The organism is Streptomyces sp. NPDC026515 (assembly GCF_055567595.1).
Genome location: NZ_JBVHQD010000030.1, coordinates 11,956 through 37,346, shown reverse-complemented (window position 1 = coordinate 37,346; position 25,391 = coordinate 11,956). Strand labels below are relative to the sequence as shown.

General features: G+C 73.0%; 22 protein-coding genes and 1 pseudogene. 11 read left to right on the top strand and 12 right to left on the bottom strand.

The genetic code is table 11. The annotated features are described in order from the left end of the window. Positions 1–254: 254 nt before the first annotated feature. Positions 255–764 (bottom strand): DinB family protein, encoded by a 510-nt coding sequence (locus ACZ4O3_RS39965; RefSeq protein ID WP_384988994.1) that lies wholly within the window; start codon positions 762–764, stop codon positions 255–257. Between the two features lie 43 nt (positions 765–807). Continuing rightward, positions 808–912, bottom strand: a pseudogene (locus ACZ4O3_RS39960) (bestrophin-like domain); the annotation flags it as partial. Between the two features lie 117 nt (positions 913–1,029). Between ACZ4O3_RS39960 and ACZ4O3_RS39955 the strand changes: the two are divergent. The 3 genes from ACZ4O3_RS39955 (at position 1,030) to ACZ4O3_RS39945 (ending at position 5,523) form a co-directional block, all read left to right on the top strand. Next, on the top strand, positions 1,030–2,682 hold the full coding sequence (locus ACZ4O3_RS39955; protein WP_467727176.1) for an eCIS core domain-containing protein: 1,653 nt from the start codon (positions 1,030–1,032) through the stop codon (positions 2,680–2,682). 417 nt (positions 2,683–3,099) lie between these two features. Beyond that, positions 3,100–4,437: a phosphatase PAP2 family protein gene (locus tag ACZ4O3_RS39950; protein ID WP_362731405.1), complete on the top strand. Its 1,338-nt coding sequence runs from the start codon at positions 3,100–3,102 to the stop codon at positions 4,435–4,437. 57 nt (positions 4,438–4,494) lie between these two features. Further along, positions 4,495–5,523 (top strand): FUSC family protein, encoded by a 1,029-nt coding sequence (locus tag ACZ4O3_RS39945; RefSeq protein WP_467727174.1) that lies wholly within the window; start codon positions 4,495–4,497, stop codon positions 5,521–5,523. Between the two features lie 7 nt (positions 5,524–5,530). Here the strand turns inward: ACZ4O3_RS39945 and ACZ4O3_RS39940 are convergent, their stop codons facing one another. Then, positions 5,531–7,639: a protein kinase domain-containing protein gene (locus tag ACZ4O3_RS39940; RefSeq protein WP_467727172.1), complete on the bottom strand. Its 2,109-nt coding sequence runs from the start codon at positions 7,637–7,639 to the stop codon at positions 5,531–5,533. A gap of 259 nt (positions 7,640–7,898) precedes the next feature. Between ACZ4O3_RS39940 and ACZ4O3_RS39935 the strand changes: the two genes are divergently transcribed. Continuing rightward, positions 7,899–8,450 carry a DUF4232 domain-containing protein gene (locus tag ACZ4O3_RS39935; protein WP_467727170.1) on the top strand — a complete coding sequence of 184 codons (552 nt, stop codon included), beginning with the start codon at positions 7,899–7,901 and terminating at the stop codon, positions 8,448–8,450. Between the two features lie 361 nt (positions 8,451–8,811). Here ACZ4O3_RS39935 and ACZ4O3_RS39930 read toward each other — a convergent pair whose 3' ends face one another. From ACZ4O3_RS39930 to ACZ4O3_RS39915, 4 genes are all read right to left on the bottom strand, one after another. Then, a complete protein-coding gene (locus ACZ4O3_RS39930; protein ID WP_467727168.1) occupies positions 8,812–10,374 on the bottom strand; it encodes a carboxylesterase/lipase family protein in 1,563 nt (520 codons plus the stop codon). A 52-nt stretch (positions 10,375–10,426) separates the two neighbouring features. Continuing rightward, positions 10,427–11,071 (bottom strand): GOLPH3/VPS74 family protein, encoded by a 645-nt coding sequence (locus tag ACZ4O3_RS39925; RefSeq protein ID WP_467727166.1) that lies wholly within the window; start codon positions 11,069–11,071, stop codon positions 10,427–10,429. Positions 11,072–11,177: 106 nt separating this feature from the next. Further along, positions 11,178–11,837: a response regulator gene (locus ACZ4O3_RS39920; RefSeq protein ID WP_467727165.1), complete on the bottom strand. Its 660-nt coding sequence runs from the start codon at positions 11,835–11,837 to the stop codon at positions 11,178–11,180. After that, on the bottom strand, positions 11,834–12,985 hold the full coding sequence (locus tag ACZ4O3_RS39915) for a sensor histidine kinase (RefSeq protein WP_467727163.1): 1,152 nt from the start codon (positions 12,983–12,985) through the stop codon (positions 11,834–11,836). Before ACZ4O3_RS39915 ends, ACZ4O3_RS39920 begins: the two co-directional genes overlap by 4 nt. Positions 12,986–13,084: 99 nt before the next feature. On the opposite strand from ACZ4O3_RS39915, the gene ACZ4O3_RS39910 reads away from it, so the two are divergent. Next, complete coding sequence (locus tag ACZ4O3_RS39910) at positions 13,085–14,344, top strand: acyltransferase family protein (protein ID WP_467727162.1); 1,260 nt, start codon at positions 13,085–13,087, stop codon at positions 14,342–14,344. Between the two features lie 30 nt (positions 14,345–14,374). On the opposite strand, the gene ACZ4O3_RS39905 is transcribed toward ACZ4O3_RS39910, so the two are convergent. Further along, positions 14,375–15,214 carry a DUF1206 domain-containing protein gene (locus ACZ4O3_RS39905; RefSeq protein WP_467727160.1) on the bottom strand — a complete coding sequence of 280 codons (840 nt, stop codon included), beginning with the start codon at positions 15,212–15,214 and terminating at the stop codon, positions 14,375–14,377. Between the two features lie 106 nt (positions 15,215–15,320). Between ACZ4O3_RS39905 and ACZ4O3_RS39900 the strand changes: the two genes are divergently transcribed. Both ACZ4O3_RS39900 and ACZ4O3_RS39895 read left to right on the top strand, forming a co-directional pair. Continuing rightward, positions 15,321–16,904, top strand: coding sequence for an FMN-binding glutamate synthase family protein (locus ACZ4O3_RS39900; protein ID WP_384988981.1), 1,584 nt, complete (start codon positions 15,321–15,323; stop codon positions 16,902–16,904). A gap of 121 nt (positions 16,905–17,025) precedes the next feature. Next, positions 17,026–17,862 (top strand): RNA polymerase sigma factor SigF, encoded by an 837-nt coding sequence (locus ACZ4O3_RS39895; protein ID WP_362728080.1) that lies wholly within the window; start codon positions 17,026–17,028, stop codon positions 17,860–17,862. A 47-nt stretch (positions 17,863–17,909) separates the two neighbouring features. On the opposite strand, the gene ACZ4O3_RS39890 is transcribed toward ACZ4O3_RS39895, so the two are convergent. Continuing rightward, a complete protein-coding gene (locus ACZ4O3_RS39890) occupies positions 17,910–18,362 on the bottom strand; it encodes an ATP-binding protein (RefSeq protein WP_467727158.1) in 453 nt (150 codons plus the stop codon). Positions 18,363–18,609: 247 nt separating this feature from the next. Here ACZ4O3_RS39890 and ACZ4O3_RS39885 point away from each other — a divergent pair, with 247 nt between their 5' ends. The 3 genes from ACZ4O3_RS39885 to snpA all read left to right on the top strand — a co-directional run bounded on the left by ACZ4O3_RS39885 (position 18,610) and on the right by snpA (position 20,945). Continuing rightward, positions 18,610–18,780 carry a hydrophobic protein gene (locus tag ACZ4O3_RS39885; RefSeq protein WP_362728084.1) on the top strand — a complete coding sequence of 57 codons (171 nt, stop codon included), beginning with the start codon at positions 18,610–18,612 and terminating at the stop codon, positions 18,778–18,780. A 556-nt stretch (positions 18,781–19,336) separates the two neighbouring features. Continuing rightward, positions 19,337–19,774 (top strand): AI-2E family transporter, encoded by a 438-nt coding sequence (locus tag ACZ4O3_RS39880; protein WP_467727156.1) that lies wholly within the window; start codon positions 19,337–19,339, stop codon positions 19,772–19,774. A 406-nt stretch (positions 19,775–20,180) separates the two neighbouring features. After that, positions 20,181–20,945 carry a snapalysin gene (snpA, locus tag ACZ4O3_RS39875; RefSeq protein ID WP_362731203.1) on the top strand — a complete coding sequence of 255 codons (765 nt, stop codon included), beginning with the start codon at positions 20,181–20,183 and terminating at the stop codon, positions 20,943–20,945. A gap of 119 nt (positions 20,946–21,064) precedes the next feature. Here the strand turns inward: snpA and ACZ4O3_RS39870 are convergent, their stop codons facing one another. From ACZ4O3_RS39870 to ACZ4O3_RS39860, 3 genes are all read right to left on the bottom strand, one after another. Then, positions 21,065–21,409: a hypothetical protein gene (locus ACZ4O3_RS39870; protein WP_384988977.1), complete on the bottom strand. Its 345-nt coding sequence runs from the start codon at positions 21,407–21,409 to the stop codon at positions 21,065–21,067. Between the two features lie 249 nt (positions 21,410–21,658). Then, on the bottom strand, positions 21,659–22,126 hold the full coding sequence (locus ACZ4O3_RS39865) for a DUF5990 family protein (protein ID WP_467727153.1): 468 nt from the start codon (positions 22,124–22,126) through the stop codon (positions 21,659–21,661). Between the two features lie 255 nt (positions 22,127–22,381). Then, positions 22,382–24,073: an acetolactate synthase large subunit gene (locus ACZ4O3_RS39860; protein ID WP_467727151.1), complete on the bottom strand. Its 1,692-nt coding sequence runs from the start codon at positions 24,071–24,073 to the stop codon at positions 22,382–22,384. 210 nt (positions 24,074–24,283) lie between these two features. Between ACZ4O3_RS39860 and ACZ4O3_RS39855 the strand changes: the two genes are divergently transcribed. After that, positions 24,284–25,021, top strand: coding sequence for a flavodoxin family protein (locus tag ACZ4O3_RS39855; RefSeq protein ID WP_467727150.1), 738 nt, complete (start codon positions 24,284–24,286; stop codon positions 25,019–25,021). Positions 25,022–25,391 lie beyond the last annotated feature (370 nt).

The following is a 25,391-nucleotide window of genomic DNA, read 5'->3' as shown; positions in this document are numbered from 1 at the left end:
TCGGCAGGCCCCTCGTCCTCGACCTGACCGGTCCCGGCGCCACCACGGTCACCGTCTGCCCCGCGACCGGGCCGGGCGACCGGCTGACCGTGGTGCCCGACGCCGACGCGATGACCCGGATCCACAGCACCGCGGCCGGCTTCGTCGCCTGGGCCACCACCCGCAGAATCTGGCGCGACCGCTGCCGCATCACGGGGGACGCGGCCGCGGCGACGCCGTTCCTGGACTTCCTCGACATCATCCAGGCCGGGCGGTCAGGCTCCCACGGTCCCGTCGACGCCCTCCCGCAGGAAGTCGGCGTGCCCGTTGTGACGGCCGTACTCCAGCAGGACGTGGATCATCACCATCCGCAGCGACACCTCCTCCTCCCACCTCGGCTGGTATCCGGCCTGGTCCAGGGAGCCGGCCGCGCGCTCGATGCGGCGCGAGGCCGCCACCTCCGCCTCCCAGGCCGTGAACGCCTCGTGACGGGTCGAGCCGCTCGCGTCGTACGCCGCCTGGAAGTCGATCTCGTCGGACCAGACCATGGGCGCGTCGTGATCCTCGAACACCCGCCGGAACCAGGCCCGTTCCACCTCCGCCAGGTGCCGCACCAGGCCGAGCAGCGAGAGCGTGGACGGCGGCACCGACTGCCGCCGCAGCTCCTCGTCGGTGAGCCCTTCGCACTTCATGGCGAGGGTGGCCCGGTGGTAGTCGAGAAAGGCCCGCAGCATGTCGCGTTCGCTTGCGAAGGCGGGCGGTCCTGTGCGCTTGTCGCTTGTCACCGACGACTCCTCATCCGTTCCCGGGTCCGGATGACCATGATCCTCACCGGGTCCGGTACTGGGCGAGGGCACCCTCCCGGTACGGGGCGGGACCGACGCTCAGGTCGCCTGCGAAGGGACGGTCCAGGACGAAGACCAGGAGCAGGCTGACACACCGGGTGAGACCCCGGCGGCTGCCCCCGGGACTGCCCTCGGGGACCTGTCGGCGGGGGCGGGGTTCCGGTGAGGATGGGACGGCAAGTCGTACGGGGGCGAAGGGAACTTCATGCACGCGCGGGCAGAGCGGGACCGGTCGTCGGACGAACGGGACACCGCCCAGCGCGTGACCCGGCCCGGTGCGCTGGTCCAGCGGATGCTGGACCTCCAGCAGACGGCGGGCAACACCGCGGTGGCCCGCATGGTCGAGCAGGAGCGGCAGCAGGAGCAGCACCGGCACGGCCCCGGATGCGCGCACCCGGACACGGCCGTCCAGCGCAGCGGGGACGACCAGGAGAGCACCGGGCATCGCAGCCTCATCGCCGCCGCGATGGCGACGCCGAGCAGCCCGCTCCCGGGCCCCTTCCTCGCCAGGGCGAAGTCGTTCTACGGCAACGACGCCCTCTCCGCGGGCCGCGTCCACGACAACGCGACCGCCCAGCGCGCGACCGCGGCGCTGGGCGCGCAGGCGATGACGATCGGGAGCCACATCTTCCTCGGCTCGTCGGCCGTCGGCGACACCGAGATCCTCGCCCACGAGGCCAGTCACCTCGACAAGAACCTCCGGGGCATCCGCGAGACGGGCAACGACAACGGCGCCGGTGTCACGGTGACCGACCCGGGGCAGGGCTCGGAGCGCGCGGCCGCCGCCGACGGCGCCGCCTTCGCGGCGGGCGCGGCCACCGCGCCGTCGGCCGTCACGCAGCGCGCGGTCGCCCCGGGGGCGGACGCAGTCCCCCAGGACGGCCCGGCGGTCCAGCGGGCGGTGTGGGAGTTCGACCAGGCCGCCAGCTTCAGCGACCCCCGCTCCGGCCAGGAGACCCGCTGGCGCAACAGGGCCGACCGGGACGACGTCCGCACCGCCACCCAGCTGGGCATCGCCAACCCCGGGACACCGCGGCACGGGGACGTCTACGACGACGCGACGCGGCAGCTGCACAGCAGCGCGAACGCGAGGTTCTCCAAGAAGGGCACCATCCCGGACCGGGAGTACCCGCAGCGTGAGACCCGGACCCGCCGGGCCCTGGTCGAGGCCAAGCAGGCCATCGCGACGGCTCTCGGCCTGCTGACGTCGGCGGGGGACACGCCGGGCGGCCGGCTGCTGACGGCGCTCCAGTCGGGCTTCCCCGCGTTCCGGGCCGCGACGCCGGAGCAGGTCGCCGCCTTCCTGCCGCGGATCGTCGAGGTCCTACGGCGCATCCAGGCCGGGCTGAACGCGCAGGGCGCGGAGATCGCCCTGGTGGGCGAGGGCAGCGTGCCCCGCGGAGTCGCGGGCTGGGTCGGCTCCTCCTGGCACGACGTGTACAGCCGCGTGACCAACCCGGACCAGCACAGGAGCGAGGAGCTCCCGACACTGGACACCGGCCGCAGCGGCCCGATCAACCTGACGAACGAGGGCCAGAACGCCTGGTACATCGTCCACGAGGCGACGCACCGGTTCGCCGGCACGCTGGACTACCAGTACAGCCCGCGCGACTCGGAGTTGCAGGAGGAGAGCTTCAACGCCGACATGACCGCCGTCGCGCCCGAGGCGGCGGCGGCGAGCGACGCGACCACGCTCGCCAAGCGCGCCCTGCGGGACCCCTCCACGTACAGCGGCGGGAACAACGACTCCAACCGGCAGCCCAACTGGTACGCCATGGGCCGGCGCGCCCTGATGAACGCCGATTCCTACGCCCAGTTCATCCTGACCGCGGCGGGGGCCAGGGCCCCGCGGTTCTGACCCGCGACCGCCTCTCACCCGTACGGTGCCGGCCCGGCGGCGGACCGGCGCGCCGAAGGTACCCCGCCCGCCCGGTCCGCCCCCGTCCGGGACGCCACGCAACGCCCAGGCCCGCCGGCCACACCCCGCCGGCGGGTCGATCCGCGTGTCCGGACACCGCTGCGGCGCGGTCAGAGATCTCGCGAAGGGGCACGGGGCCTCTGGCCCCGGACAGACCCGAGGGTGAACAATCCGGAGGTCTTTCCTGAACGAGACCGGAACCCGGCGGGTGCTCCCTCCGTCTTCCCCGATCGGGCAGGTGTCGTCGTCTAGCGAATCGGCCGGAAATTGAGATCCATACCACCGCGGGTTCCTTCGCGAACGGGCAACGGAACGCCGCTCTCCCTATGGCGTCGTCCCGGGGCGAGACCCTGGGCCGTGGCGGGTGTCGCGGTCCTCGGGTTCCTCCTGGCCATGGAGATCGCGGCACGACGTTACGGCCTGCCGGGGCCGCTGACCAACCAGGCGCGGGAGGTGGTCTTCGCCCCCAAGTCGGGCTTCCTGCTGTACGCCGGCATGGCGCTGATGATGACGGTGCTCACCTGGCGGCAACGCGCCGTCGCCGTCGCGGCCGCGGTCGGCATCGACGTCGTCATCGCGGCCGGCCGCTGGGCGCTCGGCATCCAGGTGAGCGACGGGCATCCCTTCGGCAACGGCGCGCTGTGGGTGATCCTGGGCACCGCCGTCGTCGCGGTCACCCGCCGCACCGGCGGCGAACGGGTCCTGCTGCTCAAGGGCGTCGGGCTGGGCCTGCTCCTGGTGACCGGCCGCAAGACCGGCGACACCTGGCTGCTCCTCACCTCGAAGACCCGCCCGACGGTACTCGACCAGTACGTGGCCACGGCCGATCACGCGCTGGGCGACCCGTCGTGGCTGGTGGGCCGTATCGTCACGGCCGCCGGTCCGGTGGGCTTCAACCTGCTCGACATCGTCTACGGCCAGCTCGCCGTGGCCGCGGTCGTCGTCGCCCTGTACCAACTGCGCCATGTGGCGGCCGAACGCCGCTTCCCCCGCCACCACCTGGTGCGCACCTTCCTGGTGATCGGTCTCCTCGGGCCGGCGATCTACATGATCTTCCCGGTGGTCGGGCCGGTCTTCGCCTACGGCACCGGTGTCGAGCACTGGGCCTCGGTCAGCCTGTGGCCGGAGGCACCGGTCGGCGGCCACGGCCACGACGTCGGCCACTGGGAGGTGGCGGACCTGTGGCCCCGCACCATGCCGCCGGTCGATCCCCCGCACCCCATGCCGTTCGACGCCTTCACCCCGCGCAACTGCATGCCCAGCCTGCACACGGCGTGGGCCGTCGCGATCTTCATCCACTCCCGGAGCGGCCCGCGCGTGCTGCGCTTCGCCGGCGCGTTCTGGCTGGTCGCCACCCTCACCGCGACGCTCGGATTCGGCTACCACTACGGCGTCGACCTCATCGCCGGCGTGGTGTTCACGCTGACCGTCGAGGCGACGCTGCGCTCGTTCGACCGTGGCTGGGACCGGCGGGGACTCCGGTTCGCGGCCTACGGCGCGACGGTCTTCACCGCGCTCCTGGTGTCGTACCGCTGGCTGCCGTTGGAGATGGCCAGGTACCCGTGGGTGTCCGCACCGCTGCTCCTGCTGGCGTTGGCCTCGGCCGTCTACGGCTACGTACGGACACAGCAGCAGACCGTGCAGGACCCTCCCCTGAGATCCCGTCAGCCCCTTCAGCCCGAAGCGACACGGTAGCCCGGGGGCGTCGGCGCCGCAGGGCGCCGGGGCCCGGTGTGTGCCTATGGTGAGCGGGTGACTGGCGTTTCGCCGTGGACGCGGGTGCGCTCCAGGCTCTCGGCGCAGGGGCCGACGGCGGCCCGGATCCTGGTGATCGCGGTGATCTGCTGGCAGGCCGCGCTGTGGGCCGGTGCCGATCAGCCGCCGGTGTTCGCCGCCATCGTGCCGCTGCTGTGCCTGCGCGGCGATTCCGCCTCCTCCCTGACGGCACTGCTGCTGAGGATCCTCGGCGTGATGGCCGGCGTGGCCCTGGGCGTCACCGTGGTCCACTTCTTCCGGCCGACCACGGCCGTCCTCGCCGTCGTGATCGGCCTCGCCCTGCTGTGCGGGACGGTCGTCAGTTCCGGCACAACACTGAACGTGCAGGTAGCGGTGACCTCGCTGCTGGTCTTCGCCAACCCCTCGCCGGAGTCCTACGGCTTCGCCCGGTTGTGGGAGAACGCGCTGGGCGGTGCGATCACCGCGGTCCTGGGCCCGCTGCTCTGGCCGCGCGACCCCCGCCGGGAGGCGGCGGCGCTGGCGCGCCGGTACGCGGCCGATCTGACGGCGGGCCTGGTCCGCGGCACCCGTGCGATCGGCTCACCGGAGGCCGCCTACGCGAACCGGACGTACACCCTGGCGGAGGCGGCCAGGCTGCGGAGCTACGGGCAGCAGGCCCGCGACGCGGAGAAGGCCATGCGGTTCAATCCGCTGCGCCGGCGGCACCGGAACGAGGTGGCCGAACTCGGCGACCGGATCGACCGCGCCGCCCTGGCCGCCCCCCATCTCCTCGCCCTGGCCACCGAGGTCGACTTCTTCACCGCGCGCGACGGGCCCACCGCGGCTCTCACCCGGGCCCGCACCGGTCTCCTCCCGGTCGCCGAGGCCACCGCGCGTGCCCTGAAAGCCCTCCTCGAGGGACGGGACCCGTACGCGGACACCTCCGTCGCCCGCGCCGCCGTCGCCCGTTACGCCGAGGAGGACACGGCACCGGTGGCCGTACTGCTCCGCAGACCGTTCACCAAGATCCTCGACCTCTGCGACCCTCCCCGGAGCCGGGGCTGAGGACGGGTCAGCTGGGGCTGTCCGGGCTCCGGGAGAAGGCCGTGTCCCCGGCCGTCGCCACGATCGCGTCCTTTACGAGCAGCACGGACGGCGGGTGGTCCTGCGCCTTGTCCCCGGGGTCGGCCAGCGCGGAGGTGCGCCACAGCGCCGCCCCGGTGCGGCTGTCCAGCGCCAGCAGACGGCCGAAGCGGTTGGCGAAGTAGACCCGTCCGTACGTCCGCGACACCGCGGGCGCGGAGAGGCTCTCCACGTCCGTGACCTTCTGCCACAGCTGTCGGCCGCTGTCCGCCGACACCGCGGTGACCAGCCCGTCGGACCGGACGAAGTAGACGACGCCGTCCACCAGGGTGGCCGCGCCGGCCAGCGGGCGCGCCAGCGGTGTCCGACTGACCCGCCCGGTGTCCGGGGCCACCCGCAGCAACGCGTTGTACGGCCGTTCGTACCCGGCCTCGTAGACGTCCTTCGCGGTCTGGGCGGCGAGGAACAGCGGCTGTCCGTCGACGGCGCCGAGCGCTTCGGACTTCTCGGGCAGGGTGGCCTTCTCGGTCAGGCTGCCGGGGCCGAGCTTCATCAGCCCGACCGGGGCCTGGCCGGCCTCGGTGCCCTTCGAGCACAGGGCGTAGGCGACGCCGCCCAGCACCGACGGCGTGCAGTACTCGTCCAGCGAGCGCGCCCGCCACAGCTCCTTGCCGGACGGCCCGTAGGCGACGAACGACGAGTAGTCGGGAGCCAGGGTGAGCAACCCGCCGTCGTAGAGGACCGCCTGCTCGGACTTGCTGATGTCGCGCTGCCACCGCCGGTGCCCGGTGGCGGCGTCGAGGGCCACCACGCGCCTGGTCCGGTCGTCCGGATCCTCGTACACGTAGACCAGCCCGTCGCGGACGCCGATCGGCCGCGCCCCCTGAGGGCGGGTGCCGGTCCGCCACCCGGTACGGCCGGTGGCCGCGTCGATCCTGACGGCCGTGAACCCCGTACCGCCGCAGAACAGGGCGCTCCCCTCCGCCACGCAGCCGGGGTCGTCGTAGTCGAGAGGGACGCCCCGCACGTCGTACCGCAGCTTCGTGCGCCACGGCCGCCAGCCGTCGGGCAGGGACGCGGCACGGGCGCCGGCGGTCCCGGAGCCGGCGGGAGCGTCCGGGGCGGAGACGAGGACACCCACCCCGGCACAGAGTCCCGTGAGGGCCAGCACCGCGGCGAGAGCGGTGAGCAGCATCCGGCCCCGTCGGCTCCGCCCGGGGCCGGTACCGGCCCCGGGCGGAGGCGCGGCGCTCGCCGAGGGGGTGGCCGGGGCCCCGGAAGCGGTGCCGGACTCCGGCAGCGCCCGGAGCATGCGGTGGATGTCCGTCAGGTCCGGCCGGGCGGCCGGGTCCTTGTCCAGGCAGCCCCGGACGACGTCCAGGAACGCTTCGGGCACCCCGCCCAGGTCCGGGGTGCCGTGCACCACCTGATAGCCGGTTATGTACGGGCTGTCGGCGTCGAACGGTCCCGTACCGACGGCCGCGAACACCAGCAGCGACCCGAGCGAGAACACGTCCGAGGCCGGCGTGACGTCACGGGGAGCGGCCAGTTGTTCCGGCGACATGAAGGGCGGAGTGCCGATCATCCGCCCGGTCGTGGTGAGACTCTGGTTGTCGGCGGCCCGCGATATGCCGAAGTCGATGACGCGCGGCCCGTCCTCGGTCATCAGGACGTTGCGCGGTTTGAGGTCCCGGTGCACCAGGCCCGCCCGATGGATGTCGCGCAGCGCCTCGGTGAGCCCCAGCCCGAGCGCGCGCAGTTCTCCCGGGCCCAGCGGCCCTTCCTTCTCGACGACTTCGGCGAGGTTGGCCCCCGGCACGTAGAGCGTCGCCATCCACGGCCGTTCGGCGTCCGGGTCTGCGTCCACGACCGGCGCCGTGAAGGCGCCGCTCACTCTGCGCGCCGCCGCGATCTCCTGCCGGAATCGGGTCCGGAACTCCTCCTCCTCGGCATACGAGCCGCGCACCAGCTTGACCGCGACCTGCCGTCCCGAGGCGGAGACCCCCAGATAGACGACTCCCATGCCGCCCGCCCCGAGCCGGCCGAGAAGGGTGTACCCGCCTATGGACTCCGGGTCCCCGGTGCTCAGGGGCGTCATCGCCGATCGTCCTTCCCAGCTCCCGTCTGCCTCACGGGGATCAGAGTAGGGCCTGCCGCACGGGAGACGGAGCCGTTCGCCACCGTGCCGCGTCCCGTCCGGCGTTCCAGGAAGCTCGCGTTTGCGCAGTTCAGGGGCGGTGTGAGCGTTCCAGCTTCCCTGACCTGCGGTGAGTCGTGGCGGATGGGACGACATCCGGCACAGGCTGTGGCCGTCCGAGCACGTCAACTCCCGGATATCCACGGAAAGCAGCCCACTCATGCGTATCGCCACCCGTATCGCCTCCCGCGCCGCCGCCTCCTCCCTGGTCGTGGCCGCCGCCCTCGCGCTCGTCGGCCTCCAGGCCACCGAGCAGACCGCCTCGGCCGCCACCGCCGAGAAGGCCGCCCCGGTCGTCACCTGCACCACGGCGAACACCAAGCTGACCGTCACCGAGGTGTCCCGCCCGATCAACCACCTGCTGCTCAGGGCCACCAACACCGGCACCAAGCCCTGCTACGCCTACATCGCCCCCTTCCTGCGAGCCGGCGCCGACGCCCAGGCACCGCTCGCCTGGGCCGAGGAGACCACTCCGCAGGCCGTGGTGACGCTCGAGCCCGGCAAGTCCGCGTACGCGGGCATCACGACGTCCTCCCCCGAGGGCGAGGGCGGCGCCAAGGAGAAGACCCTGGGCGTGTTCTTCACGGACCGCAACGGCGGGGCGGCCGGCAAGGAGAAGACCCTGACGCTGCCGGGCGGCGGTGTCTTCTTCAACAGCGCGGCCACCGTGACCTACTGGCAGGACAACGCCGAGGATGCCCTTGCCTGGTGAACCATCGGGTGAGCCGTAGGGGGGCGCCGGTGCGCGCCGGAGCACTCCGGGTGGACGCGTGTGCAGCGTCCTGCCGCACGCGCCGCCGCGCCGGGTCTCAAGTCCGCGCCGCGGGCGGCCGATGGATCCCGCACACCGGACGCCTGCCTCCACGCGGCCGCGCGGACCGGCGTCCCGCCCGGCGACTGCCTGGACGCCGAGGACTCCCCGCACGGCATCGGCCCGCGGCGGCCGCCGCGGGCCTGCGGGGCTCACCATCCCCCGCGCCGGGCCGGTCCGCGGACGGCGGCCTGAACGGCGTAGTCCAGCATCGTCGCCACAGCCCGGAGGCCGGTGACGGTGTCCTGTCCGGTGCCGGCGGTCACGGCAGCGCCCAGAACGCGCAGTGGTGGCGGGTCGCGGTGGGTGCCGGACCGGTGTGGGCGGGGGCCAGGGACTGTACCGCGCCGGGCTGCCAGGACGGCGGGGCCGCGGCCGGCGGGGAGACGTCGTTCGGGTCGCCCGTGCGCGCGAAGCCGGACCAGTAGTCGATCATCAGGTCGGCCAGGCGGTGCTGGGCCGGGGTCATGGTCCGGGGACGGCCGCCCAGGTCGAACAGGTAAGGGAGTTCGCTCGCGTGCGGTGCGCCGAGCGGGAACGGCGGTGTGCCCGGGGTGAGCGGGGGAGCGTGCTCGTCCGCGAACTCGTACCGCCACACCGGGACATGGCCGGCGAGCAGGGTGGCGGTGCGCAGGGTGGGGCAGGCGAAGTTGCTGTCGCCGATGACCGCTCCGAACACCGGGCCGCCGTCGGATCCGGTGACCGGGTAGGTGCGGACGATCGCCGCCGTCCGCGCCGGATCGGGGAAGAAGGCGGCCACGGTGCCGGGCCAGGTCTCCGGGGTGACGGGGTTGCCGGCCTGGATGATTCCGGCGGCCCAGCCGTTGCCCTCGTCGTGGTTGCTGCCGATCAGCACCGGCACCCGGTTCAACCGTCCTCGCGCCAGGGCCGCACCGGGGTCGTCGGGCAGCAGCGGTGTTCCGTAGGCGGGTTGCTGGTCGGTGTCCTGCGCGGCGAGCAGCCGGGAGACGCTCACGTGCCGCAGGCAGGCCGGCGCGGAGCGGGCGGCCGCGCAGCCCACCTCGGCCGCCAGCCGTGCCCCGGCCGCCCGCACCGTGGACAGGGGGGCCGCGGAGGGTGCGAAGGGGCGCTCCGGCCGGCCGGTGCAGGGCCCGCTCTGGATGATCGCGCGGTCGAACAGGCCCGCGGCCGAGGGCGAGGCGAGCTGGGCGCAGACGCTGAAGCCGCCGGCCGACTCACCGGCCAGGGTGACGTTGCGGTCGTCACCGCCGAACGCGCGGATGTTCCCCCGCACCCAGCGCAACGCGGCCTGCTGGTCGGCGAGTCCGAAGGTGCCGGAGCCGGGCAGTCCGCTGTGGCCGAGGAAGCCCAGGGCGCCCAGGCGGTAGTTGACGGTGACCACCACGGCGTCGCCGCGCACCGCCAGCCGGTGGGCGTCGTAGGAACTGCCCGCCCCGGTGGTGAACCCTCCGCCGTGCAGCCACACGATCACGGGTTTCGGCGTCCGGGGCGAGGTGCCCGCGGGCGCGGTCACGTTCAGGTGGAGGCAGTCCTCGTCCGTGCTGCCGCCGGGTACCTCGCCGGCCTGCTGCGGGCAGGCACTGCCGGGCCGGGTCGCGTCCCGTACACCCGTCCAGGGGGACGCCGGCCGGGGCGGGGCCCAGCGCAGGTCGCCGACGGGGGCGGCCGCGTAGGGGATGCCCTGGAAGGTGCGGTAGCCGTCCTCGGCGCTGCCGCGCAGGGCGCCGTCGCGGGTCTGTACGACGGGCGCGGGTGGCGCCGCCGGCAGCGCGGCCCGTGCGGGCGCCGCGGTCCAGACCGCGGCCAGGCACGCCAGGGCCGCGGTCAGTGCTCGTACCGTCATTGGTTTTCCCATCGTTTCCCCCGTCACGGTGCGGTCCTTCCCTGGTCGTGGTTCAGCCGCCGCCCATGCCTCCCTGCGCGGCGATCACGGTGGTGCGGAGTCCGCGTACGGCCTTCTCCAGACCCGGCGCGAGCGAGCCGAGCCGGCCGGCGAGGGCGTCGACGCGGGCCCGGTGGACGCGGGCCTCCCGGCGCGGGGCGACGGACGGGACCCCGCCCGCCGCGCACAGCGCCACGAGGGCGGCGTCGGCGAGACCGGCCTCGGTGACCGGGCCGCCGCCGCGCAGGACGGCCGAGACCCGGCCGGTGAGCGCCTGGACGGCTGCCGGGTCCGCCACGGTCACCCGGCGGGTGGAGAACGGCCCCCTGCGCTCGTCGAGCGTGACCCGGCCGTCCGCGGCGAGCCGGTCCTCCACGGCCCGCAGCGTCGATCCGCGATGCCGCCGGACCAGGGCCCCCCAGCCGTGCGGGGCGTCGGCGGCCTCCCGCAGGACCGCGTCCAGCACCGGGTCCCCGGCCGGTCCGGCCGCGGCCACCCGGACGGCGCCGTCGTCGCCCTGTACGACGTGCCCGCGCAGGGCGAGCTCGACGAGTACGGCGGCCCGGATCAGGAACCCCGTCCGGCGGCGGTCGAAAGGGCCCCGGGCCGAGCCGTCGTGGGCGAGCAGATACATCCGGTAGGGCAGCGCGTCGGTCATACCACCGACGCTAGGCCCGTCCCGGCCGTCGCTGATCGGCCCCGGGGAGGGACTCGCACTGGGCGGCAGGGTGGAGTGATCGCCGGGCTCCTCCTCAGGGATGACGTCAGGGGCGGCGCGGCCGGACCAGTCCGCAGTCGTAGGCCGCGACGACGGCCTGGACCCGGTCCCGCAGCCCCAGCTTGCGCAGGACCGCGGAGACGTGGTTCTTGACGGTGGCCTCCGACAGGTCCAGCTCCCGGGCGATCTCGGCGTTGGACAGCGCCTGCCCGACCAGCGTGAGCACCTCGGTCTCCCGCTGCGACAGGCTCTCCAGCCCCTCGGGCGGGCGTACGCGGGGCGCGGTGCGCAGCAGCCGGTCGAGCATGCGGCGGGTGACGCTCGGCGCGAGCGGCAGGTCGCCGCGTGCCGTGCCCCTGACGGCGTCGACCAGTTCGGTGGGCCGGATGTCCTTGAGCAGGAATCCGCAGGCTCCGGCCCGCAGCGCGGCCAGGACGTGTTCGTCGAGATCCCACGTGGTCAGTACGAGAACCCGGGCGCTGCCGCCGTCGGCCACGATCTGCCGGGTCGCCTCGATGCCGTCCAGGACCGGCATCCGGACGTCCATCAGCACCACGTCCGGCCGCGTCCGGCGCACCAGCCGGACCGCCTCGCCGCCGTCGGCCGCCTCGCCGACGACCTCGAGGTCGTCCCGGGCGTCGATGATCATACGGAAGCCCGTGCGGACCAGGGCCTGGTCGTCGGCCACCACGACACGGATCGTCACGACGAGCCCCCCACGGCCGGTCCCGCGCCACCGGTGGGCAGTGTCGCGCGCACGCTCCATCCGCCGCCGTCGAGCGGACCGGCCCGAAGGCTGCCGCCCAGCAGCGCCGCGCGTTCCCGCATGCCCGTCAGGCCGTTCCCCGAACCCGCCGGCACGGCCGCCCGCGTCCGCGCCGTCGGCCGGCCGTTGTCGGCCACCTCGATGTCCAGCGCCGCCGCGCCGAGGTGTACCGACACCCGCACCTCGTCGGCGTCGGCGGCATGGCGCAGGACGTTGGTGAGCGCCTCCTGGACGATCCGGTACGCCGTGAGATCCACGGCCGCCGGCGGCCCGCTCCCCGCGGGAACCTCCCCGGGACCGTCGCGCCGTACGACCACCGACAGACCGGCCGCGCGCACCGCGTCCGCCAGTTCGTCGAGGCGGCCCAGCCCCACCGGCCCCCGGCCGGGCCCGCCCTCCTGCGCGTCGTCCCGGAACGCCCTGAGCAGCCACCGCAGTTCGGTCAGCGCCGAGCGGCCCACGGCCTCGATGTCCCGCAGCGCCTGCCGGGCCTGTTCGGGACGGGCCGCGAACCCGTCCTCGGCGGCGCTCGCCTGGATCACCATCACGGACACCGTGTGCGCGACCACATCGTGCACGTCGCGGGCGATGCGGGCCCGTTCCTCCGCCACCGCCCGCCGCGTCTCGGCCGCCGCCCTGGCCCGCCGCGTCCGGTACAGCTCACCGGCCGTCCAGGCCAGGGCCACGGCCAGCAGATAGAGCGGCACACCGAGCCGGTCGCCGGCCAGGAGCGCCAGCGGCGCCGGCGCGCACATCGCCGTCCCGCCCCACCGGGAGATCCGCCCGGGCCGGGTCGCCACCAGCACGCACAGCGCGATCTGCGCGGCGAGCAACGCGCCCGTCAGGCTCACCGCGGGAGACAGCGCCCATAGCGCGAGCCCCGTCACCATCGTCACGGCGAGCACGGTGGCCGGGCTGCGCAGGACCCGCGACAAGGCACAGACCTGGACCACGACCAGGGCCGCCGCCACCCACGGCCGCCCGGCCGAACCGGTCCCCACCTCCAGCGCCACCGCCGAGCCGAGCACACTCGTCACCAGCACCCCCGACCCGTACCACAGCAGACGCCGTCCCGGTTCCAGACTCACGTGCCCCACCGTAGCGACAGCGGCCGCAGAGCGGCGCTGACCTGCGGGGAACAGGCGAAATGGTGTGATCCCGGATCGCCGGGGCAGACGCGGCTCATCATGAGCACCCTCCATCGGAGCACCGCGGACGAGGCCACCCGGTACAGATCTGACGCGCGAGCGGCGCCGCCGCTCGCGCCCTCCGCGGCCGGACGGGGCGCAGCGGAGGGAGCCGGCCGACGGGGCTTCTCGTCGGCGCTGCACGGCGGCGGGCGGGTCGCGGGGATCGACGGACTGCGGACCGTCGCGGTGGTGCTGGTGATCGTGTATCACGTGCGGCCGGACCTGGTGCCCGGCGGCTCGGTGGGCGTGGACGTGTTCTTCACCATCAGCGGCTTCGTCATCACCCGGCTGCTCGTCGCCGAGTACGCCCGCACCGGCCGGATCGGGCTGTGGGCGTTCTACCGGCGGCGGTGGCTGCGGCTGATGCCGGCCCTGCTGGTGATGTGCGCGCTCACCGCCCTGCTGTCCCTGGCCCTCCCGCTGCCGCTGTTCCGCGGCACGTGGGTGGCGGCGGTGCTGGCCGCGGGTTCGGTGGTCAATCTCGTACGGGCCGGGGCGTCGGCGACCTCGCCGGACCTCACCGCGCCGCTCGGCCACACCTGGTCCCTGGGGGTGGAGGAGCAGTTCTATCTGGCCTGGCCGCTGCTGGTGCTGGCGCTGCTCCGGCGCTCGACGCCACGTGCGGTGCTCGGCCGGGTCACGGCGCTGTGCGTGCTGCCGGTGCTGTGGCGGACGGCCCTGTGGGATCCCGCGGCGGTGCACCGCATCTACAACGGCCCCGACACCCGCGCCGACCAGCTCCTCGTCGGCGCCCTGCTGGCCCTCGTGCTGGCCCGGCTCCGCGCCGACGACCCCCGCCTGGCGCTGCTGCGCCGATGGGCCGGACGGCTCTGCCGGCCCGCGGCCGTGCTGCTGGTGCTGATCGCCTGGCGGATCCCGATCACCGAGACGAACGGGTGGAGCCCGGTCTGGTACACGGCCGGATTCCTGGTCGCGGCCGTGCTGTCCGCCACTGTGGTGGCCGCACTGCAGCTGTGCCCGCGGTCGTGGCTCTCCCGCCTGCTGTCGCTGTCCGCGCCCGCGTGGGTCGGGCGCAACCTCAGCTACGGGATGTACTTGTGGCACTACCCCGTCATCCGGCTGCTCCACGACCTCGGTGTGCGCGGCGGTCCGCTGGTCCCCGTCGGCCTCCTGGCCACCCTCGTCGCGGCCCTCGCCTCGTACGCCCTGCTGGAACGCCCTCTGCTGCGCCACGGCCGGAGCCGGGTGCGCCGGCCGGAGCCGGTCGGCGTGGCGGCAGCCGCCTCCGCCCCGTGACCGGCACACCGCCGGACGTCCCCTCGCCCGTCAGACCTTGCGCCAGCGCGCGTTGGCCCAGGAGAAGACCCCGAAGGCCATGAGGCCGACCGCTATCAGCGCCAGCAGCCAGGGGCCCGCGGGGGTGCCGGCGAACGTCCGCAGGGTGTCGTCCGTCCCCTTGGCCCTGCCGGGCTGGTGCTGGACGGCCGCGGCGATGGCGAAGCCGCCCGCGGTGGCGAACACGACGCCCCGGGCCGTACCGCCGAACACACCGAAGAAGGAGACGACCTTACGTACCCTCTCGGACATCTCGGACATCTTGAGATGCTTCTCGAACTTGCGCATGACCGCCCGGACGGCGATCCAGACGCCCGCGGCGGTCACCGCCGCACCCGCGACGCCGACGATCCACTGCCCGCCCGGCCAGTCCAGCGCCTTCGCCGTGACGTCCTGGGAGTTGCGGTCGGAACTCCCGCTGCCGCTGCTCTTGTCCCCGGCCGCGTACGAGAGCACGGAGTAGGTGACGAATCCGTAGAAGACGCAACGGCCTGCGGCCATCGCCCTCTTGCCCGGCTTGTCGCCGTCGGGGCCCGCCTGCCCGAAGGCGGCCTCGGACAGCCGCCACAGGGCCATCCCGGCCAGGGCGATGCCGAGCAGCCACAGCAGCACGGTGCCGAAGGGCTTCTGGGCGATCTCGGCGATCGCGCCGCCCCGGTCTGCCTGCTCGCCCCCGCCGGAGAAGGCGATCCTCAAGGAGAGCACGCCGATCAGCGCGTAGATGACCCCGCGGGCCGCGAAGCCCGCCCGGGCCGCCACCGCGACCGCTCTGCTGTTCGCCGCTCGTCGGGCCCGAGCGCGTCCGTCTGCCGTTGCCGATCCAGTAGCCATGCCCTACCGGTTGCCCCCGAAGGACAGGGCCATCCCGGGGCACGGGACGCCGGTTCGGGTTCCGGCCTTCGCGCATGGCTCCCGCCAACCGGGCAATCCGCCAGGTGTGACACGCGTCGGAATCATCGTCCTGATCCTGGTGGCGGCCGTCGCGGCGGTGGCCGCGGCGGCCGGCCTCTCGCCCTACTGGTGGTTCGCGGCCGTCCCGCTCGCCTGCGTGGGCGCTGTCGGCGTCCGGGACCTGGTGCAGCGCCGCCACACGGTGCTGCGCAACTATCCGGTCCTCGGCCACGCCCGGTTCCTCCTGGAGCGCGTCCGCCCGGAGCTGCAGCAGTACTTCATCGAGCGGAACTACGACGGGCGCCCCTTCGACCGGGACGTGCGCAGCATCGTCTACGAGCGGGCCAAGGGCACCGACGCCGAGGAGCCCTACGGCACCGAACGGGACGTGTACCGGCCCGGTCACGAGTTCCTGGTCCCCTCGATGGCGCCGTGCCCGGTACCGGAGGCCCCGCCGCGGGTGCGGATCGGCGGACCGGACTGCGGCCGTCCCTACGACATGGCGCTGCTGAACGTCTCGGCGATGAGCTTCGGCTCGCTCTCCGCCAACGCGGTCCTCGCGCTGAACGGGGGTGCCGCGGCCGGGGGTTTCGCCCAGGACACCGGCGAGGGCGGACTCTCCGAGTACCACCTCCGTCCGGGCGGCGACCTCGTCTGGGAGATCGGCACCGGGTACTTCGGCTGCCGTACCGACAAGGGCGGGTTCGACGCGGCCGAGTTCACCGGGAAGGCCGCCCACGATCACGTCAAGTGCGTGTCCCTTAAGCTGTCGCAGGGTGCCAAGCCCGGCATCGGCGGCGTCCTGCCGGGTGCCAAGGTGAACGCCGAGATCGCCCGGGTCCGGGACGTGCCCGAGGGCCGGACCGTGGTCTCCCCGCCGTACCACCAGGTGTTCTCCACCCCGCGCGAACTCGTGCTCTTCATCGCCCGCATGCGCGAGCTGGCCGGGGGCAAGCCCGCCGGGCTGAAACTGTGCGTGGGCTCGCGCCGGCAGTTCCTGGCCGTGTGCAAGGCCATGCTGGAGGAGGGCACGGCACCGGATTTCATCGTGGTGGACGGCGCCGAGGGCGGGACCGGGGCGGCGCCGCTGGAGTTCGCCGACCATGTGGGCACCCCGCTCACCGAGGGCCTGCACACCGTGCACAACGCCCTGGTGGGCACGGGGCTGCGCGACCGGATCAGGATCGGCGCGAGCGGCAAGATCGCCACCGGCAGCGACCTGGTCAAACGCATGGTCCAGGGCGCCGACTACGGAAATTCCGCGCGGGCGATGATGTTCGCCGTCGGCTGCATCCAGGCACAGAGGTGCCATACGAACACCTGCCCCACCGGCGTCACGACCCAGGACCCCCGCCGGGCCCGCGCCCTCGACGTCCCCGACAAGACGGCACGCGTCCAGCGCTTCCAGGAGGCCACCGTGGCCGCCGCCTTGCAGATCATGGCGTCCATGGGGGTCACCGATCCCGGGCAGTTGGCCCCGCACATGCTCCGCCGGCGGGTGGACCCCGGCACCGAGCGCTCCTTCGCGGAGCTGTACGAGTGGCTCGCGCCGGGGCAGCTGCTCGACGGCCCGCCGGCCTCCTGGGCCGCCGACTGGGCGGCCGCCGATCCCGACCGTTTCACCGTCTGAGGACCGGGCCGTTCCAACCGGGTTCGCCACCGAGGCATGCCGGTCGGAACCCGGGGTAGGCGCGGGCTTGCCGGGCGACGGACCCGGCGAGGACGATGGTGATCGACCGGGAGGGCCCATCATGCCGACGACGACCGTTGAGACCGCCCAGCAGACGGCGGACGTTCCCGCGATAGCGGACCCGTCCAAGGTCGCGCCGAAGGACGCACGGGCGCTGTCGAAGCTGTTCTTCGACCGGCTGGCGGTGCTGGAGGAGGGCACGCCCGAATACAGCTGCGCCCGCAGCACGCTGATCGAGATGAACATGTCCCTGGTGCGCTTCGCGGCCGGCCGCTTCCGCAGCCGCGGGGCGGAGGAGATGGAGGACATCGTCCAGGTCGGCATGATCGGCCTGATCAAGGCGATCGACCGCTTCGAGATCTCCCGCGAGGTCGAGTTCACCTCCTTCGCCGTGCCGTACATCGTCGGCGAGATCAAGCGCTTCTTCCGCGACACCACCTGGGCGGTGCACGTCCCGCGCCGGCTCCAGGAGGCCCGTGTCCAGCTCGCCCGCGCCACCGAGGAACTCCGCAGCCGCCTGGACCGCACTCCCACGGTCAGGGAACTCTCGGAGCTGATGAGCCTGCCCGAGGACGAGGTGCGCGAGGCCCGGCTGGCCGCCAACGGCTACAACTCCTCCTCCCTGGACGCCGCGATCAGCGGCGGCGAGGACGGCGAAAGCGCGCTGCAGGACTTCATCGGCGCCGAGGACACCGGGCTGGAACTGGTCGAGGACTTCCACACCCTGGCCCCGTTGATCGCCGAACTCGACGAGCGTGAGCGGCAGATCATCCACATGCGGTTCATGGAGGAGCTCACCCAGGCCCAGATCGGCGAGCGTCTGGGCATCTCCCAGATGCACGTCTCCCGGCTCCTGTCCCGTACCCTCGCCCGCCTGCGCGAAGGCATGCTCAGCTGAGGACTCGCGGGTGGGAACTCCCCGGCCGTGAGCTCCCGCCCGCGAGCTCACGAGGTGGCCGGCCGGCGCAGTCGGAGGTGCGCGACGACCTGTTTGCCGGCGCCCTGTACGACGGTGTGCAGTCCGCCGCACAGCCGGACGACCAGGTGCAGGCCGTGCCCGCCGACCCGGCACGCGTCGTGGGCGTGCAGTTCGGGTGGGTGCGGGGAACCGTCGCGCACCGCGATGCGCAGCACGCCGGCGCCGGGTGACACCTCCAGCGCCAGACCGCCCGGGCCGGGCGCGTGGCGCAGCGCGTTGGTGACCAGTTCACTGACGATGAGCTGGGCGTCCTGACTCGGCCGGTGGGCAGGGTGGTGGCCGGCGCGGGCCAGCAGCGCGCGCACGGCCGCCCGGGCGTCGGCGACCGACGCGTCCGTCGTCTCCCAGGCGGTGCTGTACCGCAGGGGCGCCGCGGGTTCCTGTTCGTCCGATGCCCGGTTCTTCAGCGGGGTGACCATAGAACTCTTCCCGTGGGTCGTCCTTGTCTTTCCGGTTCTTCGGCCTTTCGGTTCTTCGGTTCTTCGGCTCTTCGTTTACCCGTACTCGCCCCTTTCATGAGCGACCCGGCAAATCGACTTTCCCCGGCCATTCCGCCCGCCGATTCAGTGGCCGCCCCTTCCCGCGCTTTCTCTTCACAAACAAGGAAGTGATGGTGAGTAGCGGTGAAATAGCGGGGCACTCGGAGCGGCAAGGAGGTCGTTAATCATGGTTCCCTTGCTTCTTGTTCTGCTTCTCGCAGTGATCCTTTTCGGCGCCGGGTTCGCCGTCAAGATCCTGTGGTGGGTGGCCATAGCCGTGCTGGTGCTGTGGCTGCTCGGATTCGTGATGCGTTCCACGAACGCCGGAGGTGGCCGCGGACGCTGGTACCGATGGTGACCTGAATCCACACCCACCCCCGCGCAGGGGCCGGCCGTCACGACGGCCGGCCCCTGCGGTCGTGTGCGCCGAGGACGGCAGCCGGCCGGCCGAGTCCCTCGGGGCCGTCCAACCGCGGTGCGTGGTGGGCCGGTTCGCCGCGCGCTCGTAGGTGACCGTGGGTTCGCGCCGGGCCTGGCGGCGAGCCTGGCACGGCTGCCCGTCCAGACGGTCCTGCGGGTGAGTTCGATGCCGGCCTTGCTGCCGGCCGTGTTCCTCGCGATCAGCCTGGAACCGCTCCTCGTGCGGTTCACGCGCCGGGGCCTCAGGCGCGGCCGGCCGTCGCGATCGCGCCGACGGGGTTCGTCGTGGTGCCCGGCGGTTTCCTGGCACTGGTCGTCCCGCCGGTGGCCAAGGAGGTCTCCGCGCCGGTCGACGCCGTACCGGGCCGGCTGCAGCAGGTCCACGACCGTCAGCCGACGGTCGGGCGTCTGGAGACCATGAACCGGACAGGCAGGTTCATGCTCGGCAGCCTCGCCGCCTCGGGATCGCCGGGCCGGCCACCTTCGACTGGTGCGTGGCCACCGGCGTCCCGTACGCCGCCGCGCCGGGGATCCTCACGGCCCTGACGGACATGATCCCGATCGTGGGCTCCACCCCGGCCGGCATCGTCGTCAGCCTCGTCGCCCTGTCCGTGCCCCTGCCCGTCGCGATCGCGACGGGCGTGTTCCACGTCACCTTCCGGGGCGCGGAGGACTACCTCATCGTGCCGCGGGCGTTGCAGTTCACCGTCGACGTCCATCCGCTGGTCACCGTCGTCGCCGTACTGGTCGGCGGCGCACTCCTGGGCACCATCGGCGCCCTCGTACCCATCCCGGCCGCCGTCGCCGTCGGCCTGGTCCCGGACGAGTACGTGTTCCCCAGGAAGGAACGGGCAGGACGCCCGAATGTGACGACCGGTTCGACCTCTCCGAGGGAGGACACCGGGCCCCGACGAAGAAACAAATGCCCATGATCTATGACGTCGGTCACAGGGCTTCACGAATCTACCGGCACGCTTAGTAGATATGACGTGGCGGACATCTAGGCATTTGTCCGTCTTGGCCCGGATGTAATCCCGGGCACGCGTCCCGGCTTCCCCGCTCGGCGGTCCGCACGCCCACTGCCGCACGCCGTAAGGCTTCTGACGTCGCGACAGCTCCTCCTCCCGCCGCCATGTGCGGACCGGAGACCCGGACACCGCCCCGGCGAGGTCCCGGGACCTACGAGGCTGCGTAGTGGTGGGGACCCTTTGCGCTCCCTGTAAAGCGGTCCTAAGAATGTCGACCCACAGGACGTCGCCGCAGTTCGGTACCGGTAGGCGCGCAGAGTCGACGGCGCACCGGGCGCTCGGCGTCACCGAGTGAGTAGGAGCCCCCCACATGAAGTCGTCCCGAACGTCCGCGAGACTCCTCGCTCTCGCTCTCGGCCTGGCCTCCAGTGCGCTGGGCGCAGCAGTGCCGGCGAGCGCCCAGACGGCCGCCACCCCGTCCGCCCCCGCCGGCACCTCCAAGGCGCGGTACGACGGGTCGACCAAGGAGGACGCGAACAACAAGGCGTTCTTCGAGGCCGTGCTCAAGTCCGTCGCCGAGAAGAGTGCCGCCCAGCCCGCCGGGCAGGCGGTGACCGTCTACTACGACGCCTCCCACGCACCGAGCTTCGCGTCGCAGATATCGAGCGCTGCCTCGATATGGAACAGCTCCGAGTCCAACGTCAAACTCCAGGCGGCGTCGAGCGGTGCCGACTTCTCCTACTACGAGGGCAACGACTCACGCGGCTCCTACGCCTCCACCAACGGCCACGGAAGCGGCTACATCTTCCTCGACTACTCCCAGACCCGGCAGAACGACTCGGTCCGCGTCGTCACCCACGAGACCGGACACGTGCTGGGCCTGCCGGACGACTACAGCGGCCCGTGCAGCGAGCTGATGTCGGGCGGCGGCCCCGGCCCGTCCTGCACCAACCGGACCCCGGACGCCACCGAGCGCGCCCGCGTCGACCAGCTGTGGGCCAACGGAGCCGCACAGGCCCCGGGCTCGTCGAACCAGCCCGCTCAGCAACCGACCACCACCCCGCCGGTATGGACCGTGCCGCCGGGCCGGGGCCAGCTCCCGGGACGTGTGCCGCAGACCACACCCTGGGGCTGATCGCCGAGCCGGGTCACCGCCTTCACGTCCGGACCGGAGGCCCTCCTCGTCCGTGATGCGGTGACCTGGCGGCCCCGCACGGCGAGGAGGGCGGCGAACGGGCCGGCGGAACCTGCCGCCTACGTGCGCAGCAGCCGTTGGGTGAGCTCCCGGTACTGCCGCAGCGCGATCCGGTGTTCGGCGGAGTCCGCTTCGGGATCCTGGTCCTGCCAGCCGGCGCGGAGGACCTGCCGCGCCTCCGCCAGGGCCTTCGCCAGCTGGGCGGCGGCTTCGTCGAAGGCGCTTTCGGCCTCCTCCAGAGCCTCGCGCGGGGTGTCCGCGAAGGTGTTGACGGCATGCCCGAGGCGGCGCACGATCTCGTCCCGCTCCTCCGGCGGGAGCAGCGGCTCCGGTCCCGAGGCGCGATGTCCGCCCGAGCCCGGAGGCCGGTCAGCGGGCTGCTGGGCGCGTGTCTGGTCGTACATCGTGATGTGTACCGCTTCCGTTTGCGAGGGGATCACCGCCCGGAGGCGCCCCGCGCCTTCCCGACGGCCTGTCACAGACTCCCGAGCCCCGGCCCACGCCGCCCTTCAGAGCCCGTGGCCGTCCCGCCAGTCAACGTCCGGCGGCGACGGGTGTCAACGCGACGGCTTCCCGGGCGCGTCGGAGCGGCGCCGCCGACGCCCGAATCCGGACACCGCACCGACCGGGGCCCCCGCATGCCCCCCTCGCGCTCACGCGGAAGGGCCCGCGGTCCAGGTGATGTGCGGGGGCTCGACGCGTGCGCACAGGGGGCCGCCGGCGGCGTCGGTCAGGCCGAGACGCCCGACCAGCAGGCCGTGGTGCGCGGCGGCGGCGAGTACGTCGGCGGGGACGGCGTCGAGCATGAGCTTGGCACGGCGGAACATGGTGAAGACACCCGAGTCGTCGAGCGTGCACCAGGACAGGTAGATGAACCGGCGGCCGAGGCGGTGCTGCACGTACGGGCCCGTCACATCGACGCCGTCGGGTGTGACGGCCGCGGCGCACTCCAGGGTCCACGTCACGGACGCGGCGTCGCCCGGATGCGGTTCGAGGAGCTCGCCCGGACGGTCACGGCGTTGCACGGCGACATGGACGTCGGCGAACACCGGGCCCTCGCCGCCCGCGGGAGCCGGGCGGACGCGGCCGGGCAGGTCGACGGCCTCGATACGGATACGCATGACCACCATCATCCGCGAAGCCCGGCCCGGGAGTCCGCCCGCGGCTTCGGTGTCCGGGCTCCGGTGAAGAGGTCCTCGTCACGCAGCGTCCACGACGGGCCGCCGCACCGGCCGTTGACGGCCCCCGCTCTCGGCGCCGCGAACTCGTCGCCCTTCGCCAGGGCGACTTCCATGACCCGGGACACGCAGGGCAGCCGAACCACCGCATTGCGCCGGCCAGCCTCGAACCTGCCCGGGAGACTCTGGGCCGCCGGATCAGAACGGGCCGTGGAGAGTGCCCAGTCTGTCGGTCAGGCGAAGGTTCTCGGAGTAGTCGACGGGGCACGCGATCACGGAGACCGAGTTGTCGTCGAGGGCGCGGCGCAGAACGGGCAGCAGCTGGCCGGCGGTCTCGATCGCATAGCCGCGTGCGCCGAAGCTTTCGGCGTAGGCGACCAGGTCCGGGTTGGTGAACCGAGTGTGGCTGTGGCGGCCGAGTTCGAGTTCCATCTTCCAGGTGATCAGGCCGTATTCCTCGTCCACCAGGACCAGGACGACCAGCGGGACGCGTTCACGGACGGCCGTCTCGAGTTCCTGGGAGTTCATCAGGAACGAGCCGTCGCCCATCATCGCCAGGACCCGCCGGTCCGGCCGGGCCAGCTTGGCGGCGATGGCCCCCGGCAGTGCGAACCCCATGGTGGACAGGCCGTTGGAGACCAGGCAGGTGTCCGGTTCGTAGGTGGGGTAGAGACGGGACATCCACATCTTCCCGGCACCGGTGTCGGCGAGCACGATGTCGTGGCGGTCCAGCGCGGTGCGCACATCGCTCACGACGCGCTGCGGCACCAGGGGGAACGCGTCGTTGTCACGTCCGTACTGCAGTTCCTCGTCGAGCAGGGTACGGATCTTCTCGCTGCTTCCCGACTCGTAGGTGAGTCCCTCGGGCAGTGCTGCCCCGAGCGCGTCCAGCGCCTGTGAGAGGTCACTCTGGACACCCACGGCGACCGGGTAGTGGGTGTCCACCTCGGCGGGGAAGCGGTGGATGTGAATGATCCGCTTGTCGCCGTTCGGGTTGATCTTGACCGGGTCGAACTCCTGGATCTCGTAGCCCACGCAGAGCAGCACATCGGCCGCGTCGAAGCCGAAGTTGCCGTAGTCGTGGCGCATGAAGCCGACCGCGCCGAGAGCGTTGGGGTGGTCGTCGGGAAAGACGCCCTTGCCGTGGAAGGTGGTCGCGACCGGGATGTCCAGCCGTTCGGCGAACCGCACCAGGGCGGCCGAGGCCCCGGCCCGGGCGGCGCCATGGCCTGCCAGTACGACGGGGTGCCGTGCAGCGGCGAGCACCTCGACCGCCCGCGCGATCTGGGAGGCAGACGGAGCATCGGCACGCACCGTGTCGACCTGCAGGGGGGCCAGCGGCTCAGCGGGACGCCCCGCTTCGATGTCCTCCGGCACGGCCAGGAACACGGCACCGGGGCGCTCGCTCTGTGCGGTCTTGAACGCCTTGCGGGTCATCTCCGGCACCGCGTCCGGACACGCGACCTGGGCCGCCCACTGGGTGACGGGGGCGAACATCGACACCAGATCGATGACCTGGTGCGACTCCTTGTGGGTACGGCGCAGGGAGCCTTGTGCGGCCAGGGCCACCATCGGGGCGCTGTTGGTCATGGCATCTGCCGTGCCGAGCAGCAGATTGATCGCGCCGGGCCCCAGCGTCGCCGAGCACACGCCGGCCCGGCCGGTCAGCCGTCCGTAGATCTCCGCCATGAACGAGGCGGCCTGTTCGTGGCGCACCAGGACGTACCGGATCCCGGAGTCCTTCAGCGCGTCGACGAAACGGATGTTCTCCTCACCCGGGATGCCGAAGACGTACTCCACGCCCTCGGCCCGCAGACAACGCACCAACAGGTGCGCGACGTCATCGACTGCTTCGGTGTCCCGTGACCCGGTCGCGCCTTCGGTGCCCATGAGGCGAACGTAGGCACGCCCGCCCGCCCCGGCCACTCACCGGCCGCCATCCGGAGACCGGTGGCGGGTACCGGCCCGCGCCGGAGTCCGAGCACCGCCAGGGCCGTTCGGAGGCACTGTGGTGGCGCCTGCTGCGGGCGGCCCGCACGCTGGATCCGGATGTGGACGCGCCGCCGAACGCCTGGCGGCGGCAGGCTCTGGGAGGACCGTGTGACCGCTTCGTCGCCCGCCACCGACGCACCGCCGGCCCGGTACGACGACCTGCGTGCCCTGGTGATCAACTGCACCCTCAAACGGTCGCCCGGCATCAGCAACACCCAGGGGCTGATCGACCGCAGCACCGCCGTCATGGACGCGCAGGGGGTGCGAGTCGACGTCGTCCGGGCGGTGGACCACGACATCGCCACCGGGGTCTGGCCCGACATGAGGGAACACGGCTGGGAGAGGGACGCCTGGCCGGACCTGTACCGGCAGGTCCTGGCGGCCGACATCCTCGTGCTCGCCGGCCCGATCTGGCTGGGCGACAACAGCTCCGTGATGAAGCGGGTGATCGAACGCCTCTACGCCTGCTCCAGCCTGCTCAACGACGCCGGCCAGTACGCCTATTACGGCAGGGTCGGCGGCTGCCTGATCACCGGCAACGAGGACGGCGTCAAGCACTGCGCCATGAACGTCCTCTACAGCCTGCAACACCTGGGGTACACCATCCCTCCCCAGGCGGACGCCGGATGGATCGGCGAGGCCGGCCCCGGACCGTCGTACCTCGATCCCGGCTCGGGCGGCCCGGAGAACGAGTTCACCAACCGCAACACCACCTTCATGACCTGGAACCTGCTTCACCTGGCCCGCGCACTGAAGGACCTCGGCGGCATCCCCGCCTACGGCAACCAGCGCACCGCCTGGGACGCCGGCTGCCACCGCGACCACGAGAACCCCGAACACCGCTAGCGGCTGAAGCCCCTACTGACTGCGGGGACGGCAGCGGTGCCGCCCCGGGCCGCCCGGCGCTCCCCTTCCGTGGCGGCCGCTTCCCCGCACCACGGAGGCCCGGTCCATCGACGGGGTACGGCGGCCGCGCTCCCGCGACCTCCTCGTGGAACTCCCGTGACTGCCGGCCGGGTTGCCGCGCGAGTGGGGCCGTGTCACCGGCGCCACGGTCGAAGGAAGGGAGTGGTCGGCGGCGCCCGGCCGGACACTCGTCTCCCGTCAGGTCGTACGACCGCACAGAGCCCTGGCGGCGGAACGCGGGAGACGACGACCTCCCGCCCGTGGTGCCGGCCGCGCCGCCCGAGCCGTTCCGCGTCCTGGTACCGACGCC

Excerpts from the sequence above, each read along its gene's own strand:
- ACZ4O3_RS39885 (WP_362728084.1), top strand. The coding sequence starts at position 18,610 with ATGGTTCCCTTGCTTCTTGTTCTGCTTCTCGCAGTGATCCTTTTCGGC.
- ACZ4O3_RS39935 (WP_467727170.1), top strand. The coding sequence starts at position 7,899 with ATGCGTATCGCCACCCGTATCGCCTCCCGCGCCGCCGCCTCCTCCCTG.
- ACZ4O3_RS39870 (WP_384988977.1), bottom strand. The coding sequence starts at position 21,409 with ATGTACGACCAGACACGCGCCCAGCAGCCCGCTGACCGGCCTCCGGGC.
- ACZ4O3_RS39940 (WP_467727172.1), bottom strand. The coding sequence starts at position 7,639 with ATGACGCCCCTGAGCACCGGGGACCCGGAGTCCATAGGCGGGTACACC.
- ACZ4O3_RS39865 (WP_467727153.1), bottom strand. The coding sequence starts at position 22,126 with ATGCGTATCCGTATCGAGGCCGTCGACCTGCCCGGCCGCGTCCGCCCG.
- ACZ4O3_RS39910 (WP_467727162.1), top strand. The coding sequence starts at position 13,085 with ATGAGCACCCTCCATCGGAGCACCGCGGACGAGGCCACCCGGTACAGA.
- ACZ4O3_RS39925 (WP_467727166.1), bottom strand. The coding sequence starts at position 11,071 with ATGACCGACGCGCTGCCCTACCGGATGTATCTGCTCGCCCACGACGGC.
- ACZ4O3_RS39890 (WP_467727158.1), bottom strand. The coding sequence starts at position 18,362 with ATGGTCACCCCGCTGAAGAACCGGGCATCGGACGAACAGGAACCCGCG.
- ACZ4O3_RS39905 (WP_467727160.1), bottom strand. The coding sequence starts at position 15,214 with ATGGCTACTGGATCGGCAACGGCAGACGGACGCGCTCGGGCCCGACGA.
- ACZ4O3_RS39895 (WP_362728080.1), top strand. The coding sequence starts at position 17,026 with ATGCCGACGACGACCGTTGAGACCGCCCAGCAGACGGCGGACGTTCCC.
- ACZ4O3_RS39930 (WP_467727168.1), bottom strand. The coding sequence starts at position 10,374 with ATGACGGTACGAGCACTGACCGCGGCCCTGGCGTGCCTGGCCGCGGTC.
- ACZ4O3_RS39860 (WP_467727151.1), bottom strand. The coding sequence starts at position 24,073 with ATGGGCACCGAAGGCGCGACCGGGTCACGGGACACCGAAGCAGTCGAT.
- snpA (WP_362731203.1), top strand. The coding sequence starts at position 20,181 with ATGAAGTCGTCCCGAACGTCCGCGAGACTCCTCGCTCTCGCTCTCGGC.
- ACZ4O3_RS39955 (WP_467727176.1), top strand. The coding sequence starts at position 1,030 with ATGCACGCGCGGGCAGAGCGGGACCGGTCGTCGGACGAACGGGACACC.